Below are 12033 nucleotides of genomic sequence, written 5' to 3'. Positions count from 1 at the left end.
GTGAATTGCGTAAGATATAAATAACAGAGGAGATGGGGCGGGAAACCGGACCACTACTCAGCTCATTGAAAACTACACAGTGTGAACCCGGCCAAAGCGGCGAAACAGAATGGTCCAGCGAAAAGCGCCGGACCCTCAATATCAACGGAGTTCAACCATGACAGATCAATGGCCCCCCACGCTCACCGCCGACGATATCCATTCTCGGCGCGACCTCAGCGCCCGCCGGATCCCCTGGCCATTCGTGCAGATTCTCGGGATCCATCCCACCGGCCACCGAATCCGTTTCACGTTGTCCATGACCAGTGACTACCTCGACCATCTCGCGTTCACCGCCGAGATATTCGACGCCAGCACCCCCGTGTGGAACCACCTGTGGACCATCCCCGGATCGGCCTACAAGTACCGAGGAGGGGTAGACGAGCCGGAACCAGCGTTGGACCCCGGCACCAACATTCTTGAGCGAGCTCTGCACCAGCGCCCGCAACGCCAGGCGGCCAGCTGGCAAAAGATCGTGAACGCACTGGCGGCGAAAGCCGACGAGATCCTGACCGCCGAACCGTTGCCGAATCTCCGATAACCCCTTTCATAAGGACGATTACAGGAATGAAAAGCACCATCACGGCACATGAACTGAAGATCGGAGACTGTGTGATGCTGGCACCACGGAAATGGGGTCCGGTGAAAATCCTGACCGATCCCAAGAAATACGAGACTCAGATTTACATCACCTACCAGCGCTGCGAAACCGGGGCACGCGGAAATGCCTACATCGCGCCGGATATGGAAATCGAGCGAGCATGAGCGGCGGCGAAACAATCCGCGATCAGCCGAAAGGACCCGCCGCCCCGGCCGCCTGCCCGTGGTGCGCCGACCCCAACGCCGACGAACATTCCGACGCGCTGTGTATCGACCATCAAGCCGAATTCGAGGGTCTGAGCGTCAACCAGCTCATCGACCGCGACCGAATCCAATACGAGGAGGCCAACGGAATCTAGAAGCCGACAACAACACGAACCCGACAACACGAGCAGAAACAAAACCCGCAGGCACCGGACGCAGCCTACGCGCCCGGTGCCTGCCCCCTACAGAGGAACCGAATTGCAAACCAGCATCACCAGCCGCACCGTCGACCACTGGACCGCCGATATCGCGGCCCAGCTCAGCAACACCGAGCCCGGATGGACAGCCGAGCCCGGCAGCCCCAACGAACCGCGCAGCGTCGCCTACCTCATCGGCCCCGCCGACGACGAGCGAATCCGAATCACACTGCTGCACGAGACCAACGGCACCCCAACCGGAACGCTCAAGATCGAAGCCGATCTTGCCGACTTGGAGGACTACGCCCCGCCAGGCACCTACAGCAGCCTGCGCGAGACCCAATCCACCGACGTGCCCGACGAGATCATGATGGCGTTGCGCACCGACATCATCCCGGCCATGCGCGAAGCCCTGCCCGCCTGCCGGGACAAGCGCAACGCGATTGCCGCCGCCGAGGACAAGCGGGCCGAGATCCTGCGCGAGATCACCAAACGCCTGCCGCTGAACATCCGCCATCCGAAGCCGCGAGCCACCTGCGCGCATTTCGGCCACCACGGAGGCCAAATCGTCGGCCGGATCGCCGTCTACCCCGACGACGAAGTCGCGGTCGACCTGATCGCGTCCTACCCAGAAGCCCTCGAGCTGGCCGAATACCTCGCTGAGCGTCGCAAGCTCAACGGCGACGCCGCCGAGCCCGACACCTACGACGACGAAGCCCCGTTCTGACCGCCAGACCACACGGGGGCCGGGCGCGCGCCGCGCGTCCGGCCCCCGCCAGACCCACCAGGACACACAATGCGCCTCATCCCGCGCGCGCTCATTCGCGCATTCCGACCGCGAGCCCAACGCCGAGCGGTGAGCCCATACGCGCCGTTCGATGAGCCGACGCCGTGGCAACTCCGGTTCGACGAGCCGCCGCCGTGGCGATTCCGCATGGACTCCGACCCCGATCCGGCCGACCCATGCCCCGAGCACTTGCGCGCGCTCGAATTGCGCCGCAACGCCATCAACATCGAAACGCTGGCCAACAATCCCGAACTTGCCTACCCCGATTGCGACCCGAACAGGTTGCCCGCGCGTGACTACGGCTCCGAGATCAAGGAAGCCCACCAAGCGCTAGACGCCTACTTGATCGAACATCGTGCTGCGCTGAGCGCGTATCCGAGCTGGGCGCTGGCTTACGAACTGATCGACAGCGAGCCAGGCAATGAGGACCCCGATTCCAACTGGTGAACCCGCGCCAGCCATGGCCCGCACCTAACCCTTATTCGCCCACCTCGACAGGTGGGCATCCGACCGCCACCGCCGAAGCAACTAACGGCACAAACCGTGCCAACCAGAAAAGAAAGGTACACATGAGCACCACCGAGACCCAGCAGACCGGTCCCCTCGAAATTCCCCGCCGCGACCCCGGAGACCGCCTCCTCACCGCGAGCTGGCCAGTCGGCCCTATGGCCGAATCGGGAGAGCAGAAGCGGGCAACCTTGAAGGTTTCCTATCACAAGGGCACCGGATACCGGGCGATTCTCGGCATCATGCACGAGACGATCGGAAAATACGCGGTCACGCAGCGACTGAATCTCAGTTTCAGCCGCCGCGAGGTCACCATTCACACCCAAGACGCCGCGCGCTTCAACCGCAAGATTTTCGGCGAGATCTACACCGCCGCACTCACCGAATTGCGTACGCGCTACGAGAACGGCGACACCGCCGTTACTACATATTTCGACCCGGATTCGCCGGTATTCGACATCTGACCGACTCAGCAAAATCCGCACGACAGAAAGGAACAAAACAGAATGATCGAAAAACCATCACTCGAACAGCTCAAAATGTGGGTATCGGACGGCGTCGCCGAGGCAACCGACGGTTGCCGGGTCGAGCCGGACGGCACATGCGAGCACGGCCGCAAATCCTGGTTGCTCGAACTGGGATACATCTAGGCCAGCCGACCGCCGCCCGGTGAAACCTCGCAACCGATCAGCCCGCAGCCCGCCCGGCTGAACACCATCACAGCAATCCCCAACCAAATGGCCGAAGCACCGGGCGCAGCCTACGCGCCCGGCGCTTCGGCCCTCCACCATAGGAGACACAGCACCATCATGACAATCAGCACCATCGAGCCGCACGCCGTCGATGCCGACCAGGCCCCCGCCGACCCCGCCCCCGCCGACCCCGCCCCCGGTGCGGCTCAGCCAGATACGACCGCCCCCGCCGACACCACGCCCGAAACTGGTGACGAGCCGACCGCAGGCGGATTCACGATCACCGAACTCCGGGAACGATTGGCCGCGAGCCCATCGGGAAAGATCGTGATCGATGTGCACCCCGACGACGTCACGATCGGTTACAACGTCCGCCAAACACAGGTGTCGGTCAAGAAACGCACCATCAACTCTGTCAAGGAACACGGATTCGTCCAGGAACCGCCCGCGTTCATCAACGAACACGGCCAGATCGAGATGATTGCCGGTCAGCGCCGCATTCTCGCCGCCCGTGAAGCTGGTGTGGACAAGGTCTCCATCGTGTTGAAAACCCTGTCGGGCGACGACGCCGACGCCATCAAGGCAGCCAAGATCGAAGCCCAGCTGACCGAGAACGAAGACCGCGAGGGAATGACCGCCGGTGACGTTCTCGTCTCGGTCGAAGACTATTTGGACCTGCCCGGCGTCACCGCGACCAAGGCCGCGCGCAAACTCGGCCGCGACGCCGCCGAGCTGCGCGCGGTCAAGGCCCTGCGCAAGTCGCCGCACGCCCGCCAGACCGCCGCCGATGGACAATTGAGCTTCCGCCAAGCCGAGACCCTCATCGAGTTCGAAGACGACGACGCCGCCGAAAAGCGGCTGTTCACCGCCGCCGAGAAAGGCACCTTCAACGCCGAAGTAGCCAAGCTGCGCGAAGAACGCGAAAGGCGCGCCGCATACGCCCAAGCCGCCGAGTCCTACACCAAACGCGGATTCACCATCCTCGACGCCAAACCCGGCCCGTACGCCAGCGAGCACACGTGCTGCCCGCTGGAAAACCTGTACCGGGCAGACGGCAGCGCCGCCAGCGAGGAAGACATCAAGGACCCCAAGCAGTGGGCGGTGTACCTCAAATACGACGAGGTAGACAACCCCGAAGGGGGAATCGATCGGTATTTCGAACCCGTCTACCACTGCACCGACCGCAAAGCGGCCGGACTCAAGTACAGCTACAACCCCCCGCACATCCCCAGCGCCGAGGAGAAGGCACGCAAGAGCGCAGACAACAAGATCGTTCTCGCGGGCAACAAGTACGCCCGTGCCGCTACCACGAACCGCCGCAAGTTCGAAACCGAGTTGCTGGCGAAGCTGTGGGGACGCGACGGCAAGGCGGCCGAGAAGCTCCCGGCCGGTCTGCTCGCGTGGGCGGTACGCTTGCTGTTCACCGATCCCGGAATCATCAACGAGCACAACGCCATTGCCGTGGCCGCCGAACTGCTCGACGTCAAAGAAGGCGATATCGCCAAGAACGGCACGTACTTTGACGACATGACCGACCCGCGCGCCGCCGTCATGCTCATCGGGTTGGCGCTCGGCTCGCTCGAGGCACGCATGCAGCGCCCGAACTACCTGTACCCGGACAAGTTGCAGAAACCGGAATACTGGCGCGTCCTGCACCCAGGATCCGGGGTGTTCTGGACCGTCGACCTCAAGCGCGCGCCGCGCGAAATGCTCGACCAGCTCCGCAACAGCGCAGTTGGCAAAGGCAGGAACCACAAGCCCGGCTACCAGCCCACCCCGCTCGAACTTGCCCTACTCGGTGAGATGACCCTCACCGCAGCATTGGAAGCCGAAGCCAAGGCCGAAGTCGAAGAGGCCGGAACCCTGACCGCCCCGGCCAGCCAGACCAAGGCCCCGAAGGCCACCGCGACCAAGGCGACCAAACCCAGGACGAGCAAGAAAACCCCCGCTCCGGCCCCCGAACAGCCTGCACCGCCGACCGCCGAACCTGCCGAGCCCACCACCGACGCCGAGCCCGACCAAGCCGACACCCCCGACGCCGACCAGGGCGACGACCCCGGCACCGCCGCCGACCAGGCCGCACCACTGGCAGCCTGACCAGCCCGCGCGGACCGGAACCACCACCACGGTTCCGGTCCGCCCGGCCCGGCAACCGCGGAATCGGAACTTCGCTGCGCTCCGTGCTGTGTCATCTCGAGCGGACAGCACCCAGCCCCCACCAGTTCCCGGCCCGGCCCGCCCGAGAACACCACCCGAGCCGCGCCCCACTACCCGCGCACAGCCGCAGGCCGCGCACACCCGCCATCAGCCGGGCCGCTGCGCGGCCCCGCCGAGCGCGTATCCGCGCCCACGCCACATCCGATTTCGGAGAGGAAATCATGACCAGCCACGACTACGACCACGATCCGGTCTTCGACCTCTACAGCGTCGTCCTGACCGATACGCACACCACAGCATTGATCGTGGGCTACCTGCGCAGCCACTACCAACTGCCCGAATCCGGCGAGCGCGTACCGCTGTTCGATGAACTGACCCCCTACATCGTCGCCGACAGCCCCTATCCGCTTTACGCGCTGATCAGCCACACAGACACCTTCATACGCCGGAGCTGGCGACTCGTGCCCGCCACCTCACACCCTGGCACCCCATCGATGGTGCGGGTCGACGACGCCGACCACACCCGAGCGACCGGCACCGCCGTCATCCTCGGCGGCAACATCCACCCCGCGCTGCGCCTGTCCGGCGTACACAAACCACCTTTCCGCTTCCCCGTCCACGCCTGACCACACACAGGAGCACGAAACCCGCACAGCCACAACATAACTCACGAATAGACCGCTATCAGGCACCGGGCGCAGCCTACGCGCCCGGTGCCTCCTACTTTCACCCAGAAGGACCAACCCACATGGCCACCGAACGCACCCGCGACACCATGACCAAACGCATCGGCGCACTGCTCGCCCGCGCTGACAACGCCACGACCCCCGAAGAAGCCGACGCCTGCCGAGACAAGGCGTTCGCCCTCATCGCCAAAGAAGGCATCAGCGAGAGCGAAGCACGCGGCACCCTCCGCGAAGGCAACAACGTCGTCGAAGCGTTGACCTTCCAAATCACCGGAAAATACATCGCCCAACAGCGCTATCTGCTCGGCTCACTCTGCACCGCACTGCACTGCACCGCCGTCCTCATCGAACGATCCCGCACCAGCCAGAAAGTCAAGATCTTCGGCGTCAAGATCCATACGGACCGCGTCCGGCTGCTCTACTCGATCCTCAACATCTCCATGATGGCGACCGCCGCGAGGCTCACACCACCCACCGGTCACCGGCAGAACACCCACGGCTACCGCATCGATTGGATGTTCGGCTACGCCAGCCGAATCGGCGAACGACTCTCCGCCGCCGAAGAACTCGCCGCATCCGAGCGCGACACCGAAAGCGGCACCACCACACAAGCATTGGTGCTGGTCTCCGATGCCGAACGGGCCGAAGCCGCCCAAGTGGCCGCATACCCCAAGACCAAAAGCACCGGCTACAGCCGCGAAGTCAGGAAAAGCACCTACGACCAAGGCCGCGCCGCAGGCGACCGCGCCGACCTGGCCGACCGCGGCCAGCTCCGTGGCCGCCGCGCGATAGGCGACTGACACCCACTCAGCTGCCGAAACCATCACCACTACAACACCTTTTGGGCACCGGGCATCGCACACATGCCCGGTGCCCCCGCGCACAACAAGGGACACCAACCATGCCCACCAACCCGACACTGGCCTACCAAGCTCCAGCACTGGCCAAGGAACCGCAATTGCTGCGCACCCTCACCCGGGTCTGCCACCAGCACGGCGCGACCGACGCCCACACCCACCAGCTCTTACGTGCCGTCGTCGCCGACGTCCGCCACGTCACCTACCGCCGCCAGGTCTACGCGGCACTGACCGACTACGACAGCACCGACAATCCCGGCGCCGACACCCTCGCCACCCTCGCCGCCTTCGCCGCGAACGTGATCGACACCGAGGACCGCCGACCCGCCGCGCACGCCAGCGCCGAAGAAATCGCTCCCGAGATCCGCCGCGCAATCGCCACCGTCGTAGACGAAATCTGGGACCGCGAAAAAGACGACTACCAGCAGCAAGACGAAGACGTCCGCGACGGCCACCCATTCCAAGCACTCACCACCCTGCACAACTGGCTCGGACGATTCAGCCCCGTCCGCTGACCCCACCCGGCCCAGCCGAAACACCGAACCAGTTCCGGCCGGACCGGGCCACCCCCGCGGCCGGCGGCCGCGCACCGGGGGCGCTGCCCCCGGACCCCCGCCCGCCCCGGCAGGGCCGAACCCGCGCCGCCCGCGCGGGGCCACACATCCACCACCTCTCCCAAGGGAGCCAGCCACCATGTCCAACTCACCCAACGGTGCCCCAGCCTCATGACCACGCTCACCACCGGCCGCCCCGGCCCCGCGCTGCGGCTGATCTCGCTCGGAGCTGGAATCCAGTCCAGCGCTGTGCTGCAACTAGCCGCCGAAGGCATACTGCCCAAACCCGACGCGGCGATCTTCGCCGACACGGGATGGGAACCGGCCGCGGTCTACTCCCACCTCGCCCGCCTCGAAACCGAGGTCGCCACACCCGCAGGAATCCCCATCTACCGCGTCCGCCGCGGCCACATCCGCAACGACGCACTCAACCCCGACGCCCGCTTCGCGCAAATGCCGCTCTACATCCTGCTCCCCGACGGCAGCCGCGGAATGCTGCGCAGAGCATGCACCGCCGAATACAAGATCGCCGCCATCAAACCCTGCGTGCGGCGACTGCTCGGATTCGAACACCCCTCGCCGGTGCCGGACGGAGTGTTCGCCGAACAATGGGTCGGCTACTCCATCGACGAATCCTCCCGCGCCGCACGCGCCACCGATAACGTCGCCTACACCCGCAGCCACTTCCCGCTGCTGTTCCTACCCGGCGGCACCGGCCGCTCAACCCACGGCTGGACCCGCCAGGACTGCGAAAGATACTTACGCACAAAGGGATTCGAAAACACCCCGAAAAGCGCTTGTATCGGGTGCCCGTACCACACCAACGCCTACTGGCGCGATATGCGCGACAACCGGCCCGACGAATGGGCGGATGCCGTCGCATTCGACTACGCCATCCGCCACGGCGCGGCGCGCGCCAACGCCAACGGCCACCCCCTACGTGGGCAAGCATTCCTGCATCGCTCGTGCATGCCGCTGGACCGCGCGCCCATCGACCATGTCACCGCCGCCGAATGGCGCTCCCGCCAGCTCGACATGTTCGACGCCGTCGCCGATCTCGAGATCGAACGCGGCTGCTCACCGTGGGGATGCCGAGGCGACGACGACGAAGACGACACCATCAACGCCACCTGGTACGTAGAGGCCCCCAACGCCGCGTGAACCCCACAGCGAGCACGGGCCGGGCGGACACACCGCCCGGCCCGCCCTCACCGCCACACCTCATCGCGCCCAGCCAGAACGCCTGTGCTCTGGCGCGCGACTTCCCTTCTGCACCAATCCATTCCGACAATCGGGCAACCACAAGGAATCACACATGCCACTCACACCGACCGACCCCATCGGCAGCTACTTCGACGGCTGGGCCGTGCCCACACCCGCCGGGGAATGGCACTACGAGCTCGACGACTGGGGAATTTACTACGGCGCGGGCTGGTGGCCGTTCCACCAGTACTACGAGCAGACCCACGGTCCCTCCCGCCTCGCACCGGCCTCGATCAGAGTCTCCCCCGACACCGCCTACCAATCCTGGCGCAACGAATCCATCCTCCTGTGGCCCTGCGAAACCCACCCGAACCGCGTCGACGCCCGCCCGACCCTGTTCGTCCGCACGCAAGGACTCGGAGCCATCGTCGCCAAAACCGACATCACCCTCGACATCAAACAGCGCGCCACCACCATCGCCTCGACCTGCCCGCCACAACTACGCGAACAAGCCGAAACCAAAGCCGCCCGGCTACTGCGATTCGTCCTCGACCACCGCCGAGCACGCCGCCGCGGAATCACCGAACCCGAGACGGCCTACGGGCGATGGATTCACCGCACCCAGCACCGCTACACCGCCAAATAACGCACTACCAGCAACAACACCTCTACTTCCCTTCTGCCGCAACCCATCCCGGCAACGAACAACTCTGTCGGAGAAACGAGGAACCATGAACGACAATCCCACCCAGAACGGCCCGCTCGGCTGCGTCGTCGAAGTCGACCGGTCCCCGAGCAACGACCCACGCACCGAAGCATTCGCCGCGAACCTGACCACCAGCCTGCTCGCGCTGGTACCGAAATGGATCGCAACCACACGCCACTGGACCGACGAACAACTCCAGCGCGCCGCACCCGCGGCCGCGCAGACAATCGCCAGCCACGGTGACGACCTGCAATACGGCGGCACCAAACGCGGCCAGGCCCTCAACGCCGTGGCCAAGGCACTGGCGATCCTCGCCCACACCGAAGGCGGCGTCACGGCCCTGGGCATCCACGCCTGCCAGCAACCACACCACCCTTGCCCCGCCCAACGACCTCGAACCACCAAGGACCCAGAGGAATCCCGAACACTGACCACCACAACCGATACCGCCCCGACCACGACACCGGTAGTCGCTCTGCGAATCGAGCCCGCAGAACTGCACACCTCGCTCCGCGAGACGTTCATGCACGAGTCGCTGAGCTCCCCGCCCAACCCATTCGCCGAATCCGCGAACTGGAGCCAGGCATGGGCCGCCCTACTCGCCGACGCCGTTGAGGAAGCCGACGAGGGCGAACTACTCATCAACCCAGCCACCGGGCACACGGTCGAACTCACCGTGCGCGTCCACGACCGCGCCGACGCCTGGCCACATATCACCATCGAGCTCGACGACGCCGAAACCCTCGATCAGCTCGCCACCCACACCTACACCAGCCCACCCCCCGAACGGCCAGACCGCACCAAGCCGGGCACCTGGGAATGCGCCGCCGCCGATGCCACCCACGCCCTACTCACCGTCCTGGCTGACCTCAACCGCGCCGCAGCCACACCACCAGCGGCCACGCCGACCACACCAGCAGATCCCACCGCCGCCTGAACAGACCCCGCCAACACAGCTGCGGGCGGAACCATCCGCCCGCAGCTGTCGCGGCGGCCCGCTAGTCCGAAGGAAATCGCCATGACCGCCCGCCTCCCAAGCGCGGCCTCGAACCAGCTCTGCCTGGACCTGCCCGAATTCACGACTCCCGTGCTCTCGACCGAAACCCCCGAACTGTGCGATTACGACATCATTCTCTTGAATAATTCCGGCGGAAAAGATTCTCAAGCAGCATTCGAAATAACAATGCGCGCCGCACACGCCGCGCGGGTCGCCGATCGCGTCGTCTGCGTTCACGCTGATCTGGGAATAATGGAATGGTCAGGAGTAAAAGAACTCGCCGCCGAGCACGCCGCCCACTACAAGGTACCTTTCAGAGTGGCACGCAGAAACGGCCCCGACCTGCTCGCACATATCGCTGCGCGCCGAATGTTCCCCGACAGCAAAAACCGTTTCTGCACATCGGACCATAAAAGAGGCCCTATCCGGGTCATTATGACCGATCTCGTCCGAGACACGCGTCAACGCCTCCGACGTAACCAGATCCGGCTGCTCAACGTCATGGGATTACGTGCACAAGAATCCCCGGCACGACGAAAACTCGCCCCTTATTCCCACGACAGCAGCGCCACATGCCCCTGCATAGAATGCCAGCACAAACGCGCCGCGGCCGCCGAATACATCGCCCGAAAAGAGAAAATACCCGCACACCTCAAAGTCGGCCACGGAGCCAGCAATACCCGCCGCCACGTCGACACATGGCTTCCCGTGTATCACCTCAGCACAGCCGGGGTATGGGAAGTGGTGGCAGACGCCGCAACCCGCTCCCATCCCGCCTACAGCTGGGGGATGCCGCGGCTCAGCTGCTCCTGCTGCGTCCTTGGTTCCAAGTCCTCGCTCATCCTCGCCGCCCAGCTCCGCCCCGACCACGCGGCCACCATCGCCCGCCTCGAAACCCAGATCGGGCACCGCTTCCAACGCGATCTATCGATGGCCGAGGTGATCGACCTCGCCGCCCGCAGACCACGCATCGACGTCATCGAGGACTGGGCAGCGTGAGAACCTCGCAGCCCCGGCCCCCGCAACGAGACCCGAAATATCGGAGCAGGGCAGGGCAATCGAGCCAAGCCGAGTAGACGCCCACACGCGACGACGGCCGACCGGAACAACTTCCCGGTCGGCCGTCGAGCCGAAATAACGGCTGTCCGCCGCGAGCCTGCCGCTACGGTTCCAGAGGAGAACCGTCCAGGTTGTAACGAGGCCGCACCATCTGCCAGCCCGTCTCTGCCTTCGTCGCGCCGTGCGCCCGGCCCTGCACCACCGCCGCCACATCATCGGCCGACACCGGACTCAGCGACACCAGCACCCGCGCGGCCTCACGATCCACCTCCGACACATCAGCCTTCATCGCATTACCTCAATCCCACTCGCGTACAACGTCATTCCCCCGCACCCGGCACATCCGCCCGGCCATACCAGAGTAAGGCACTCCCGGCACCCACGCCGCCATACCCGCAGGACACACCCGCATGCCGCGCCCAGCAGGTCCCTACACAAGCACCGCGCGCGGCCGGCGGCCTGCAGCCGATCACCGATGATGTGAGCTACCGCGACACAGCACCGTCCCCCATCCGCGCAGCTCCCGCACAATCACCACCCAGCCTCGTGCCGCAGAGGTGGACACCCCGACCGGCGCCAGTCCAGATCCGAGCACCGGCACCCCGCGACCAGTGCAGTGGCCGACACGGAATCTCGCGGCCAGGGTAGGCGCGTGGTTGCGCGGCCGTTGGCCGCGTGGCCCTGGTGGTGGGTCGGCCTGCATTATGTTCACGCGCCCCTCACGCCTCAAGGGCGCTCCTTCGTCGCGTCGCCTTCGGCGATGGCCTGGCGGCCACCCTTGACCCGTG

The 12033-nt window shown here is 65.3% G+C and carries 16 protein-coding genes; 15 read left to right on the top strand and 1 reads right to left on the bottom strand.

Annotation, left to right across the window (positions count from 1 at the left end):
• Positions 1-157 precede the first annotated feature (157 nt).
• From ACQPYR_RS43735 to ACQPYR_RS43665, 15 genes are all read left to right on the top strand, one after another.
• Positions 158-580, top strand: coding sequence for a hypothetical protein (locus ACQPYR_RS43735; protein ID WP_433635477.1), 423 nt, complete (start codon positions 158-160; stop codon positions 578-580).
• A 26-nt stretch (positions 581-606) separates the two neighbouring features.
• Complete coding sequence (locus ACQPYR_RS43730) at positions 607-804, top strand: hypothetical protein (protein ID WP_433635476.1); 198 nt, start codon at positions 607-609, stop codon at positions 802-804.
• Complete coding sequence (locus ACQPYR_RS43725; protein ID WP_433635475.1) at positions 801-998, top strand: hypothetical protein; 198 nt, start codon at positions 801-803, stop codon at positions 996-998. The genes ACQPYR_RS43730 and ACQPYR_RS43725 overlap by 4 nt, the downstream gene beginning before the upstream one ends.
• A gap of 103 nt (positions 999-1101) precedes the next feature.
• Positions 1102-1767, top strand: coding sequence for a hypothetical protein (locus tag ACQPYR_RS43720; protein WP_433635474.1), 666 nt, complete (start codon positions 1102-1104; stop codon positions 1765-1767).
• A 69-nt stretch (positions 1768-1836) separates the two neighbouring features.
• The gene (locus tag ACQPYR_RS43715) at positions 1837-2274 is read left to right on the top strand and encodes a hypothetical protein (protein WP_433635473.1); all 438 of its coding nucleotides are present in this window, start codon (positions 1837-1839) and stop codon (positions 2272-2274) included.
• Positions 2275-2396: 122 nt separating this feature from the next.
• Positions 2397-2798, top strand: a complete 402-nt coding sequence (locus ACQPYR_RS43710) for a hypothetical protein (RefSeq protein WP_433635472.1) — start codon at positions 2397-2399, stop codon at positions 2796-2798.
• A gap of 42 nt (positions 2799-2840) precedes the next feature.
• A complete protein-coding gene (locus tag ACQPYR_RS43705) occupies positions 2841-2984 on the top strand; it encodes a hypothetical protein (protein ID WP_433635471.1) in 144 nt (47 codons plus the stop codon).
• A 159-nt stretch (positions 2985-3143) separates the two neighbouring features.
• Positions 3144-5123, top strand: a complete 1980-nt coding sequence (locus tag ACQPYR_RS43700) for a ParB/RepB/Spo0J family partition protein (protein ID WP_433635470.1) — start codon at positions 3144-3146, stop codon at positions 5121-5123.
• Positions 5124-5404: 281 nt separating this feature from the next.
• Positions 5405-5809, top strand: a complete 405-nt coding sequence (locus ACQPYR_RS43695) for a hypothetical protein (protein ID WP_433635469.1) — start codon at positions 5405-5407, stop codon at positions 5807-5809.
• Positions 5810-5931: 122 nt separating this feature from the next.
• Positions 5932-6669: a DUF2786 domain-containing protein gene (locus ACQPYR_RS43690; RefSeq protein ID WP_433635468.1), complete on the top strand. Its 738-nt coding sequence runs from the start codon at positions 5932-5934 to the stop codon at positions 6667-6669.
• 101 nt (positions 6670-6770) lie between these two features.
• Entirely contained in the window at positions 6771-7241 is a 471-nt protein-coding gene (locus ACQPYR_RS43685; RefSeq protein WP_433635467.1) for a hypothetical protein, read from the top strand.
• Positions 7242-7529: 288 nt separating this feature from the next.
• Positions 7530-8441 (top strand): hypothetical protein, encoded by a 912-nt coding sequence (locus ACQPYR_RS43680; RefSeq protein WP_433635627.1) that lies wholly within the window; start codon positions 7530-7532, stop codon positions 8439-8441.
• A gap of 154 nt (positions 8442-8595) precedes the next feature.
• Positions 8596-9129, top strand: coding sequence for a hypothetical protein (locus tag ACQPYR_RS43675; protein ID WP_433635466.1), 534 nt, complete (start codon positions 8596-8598; stop codon positions 9127-9129).
• A gap of 85 nt (positions 9130-9214) precedes the next feature.
• The gene (locus ACQPYR_RS43670; protein ID WP_433635465.1) at positions 9215-10126 is read left to right on the top strand and encodes a hypothetical protein; all 912 of its coding nucleotides are present in this window, start codon (positions 9215-9217) and stop codon (positions 10124-10126) included.
• An 81-nt stretch (positions 10127-10207) separates the two neighbouring features.
• Positions 10208-11185: a phosphoadenosine phosphosulfate reductase family protein gene (locus tag ACQPYR_RS43665; RefSeq protein ID WP_433635464.1), complete on the top strand. Its 978-nt coding sequence runs from the start codon at positions 10208-10210 to the stop codon at positions 11183-11185.
• A 163-nt stretch (positions 11186-11348) separates the two neighbouring features.
• Here ACQPYR_RS43665 and ACQPYR_RS43660 read toward each other — a convergent pair whose 3' ends face one another.
• Entirely contained in the window at positions 11349-11534 is a 186-nt protein-coding gene (locus tag ACQPYR_RS43660; RefSeq protein ID WP_433635463.1) for a hypothetical protein, read from the bottom strand.
• Positions 11535-12033: the final 499 nt, after the last annotated feature.

This window comes from Nocardia sp. CA-120079 (assembly GCF_050955745.1).
Taxonomy (GTDB): domain Bacteria; phylum Actinomycetota; class Actinomycetes; order Mycobacteriales; family Mycobacteriaceae; genus Nocardia.
This window is presented reverse-complemented; position numbering and strand designations above follow the sequence as displayed.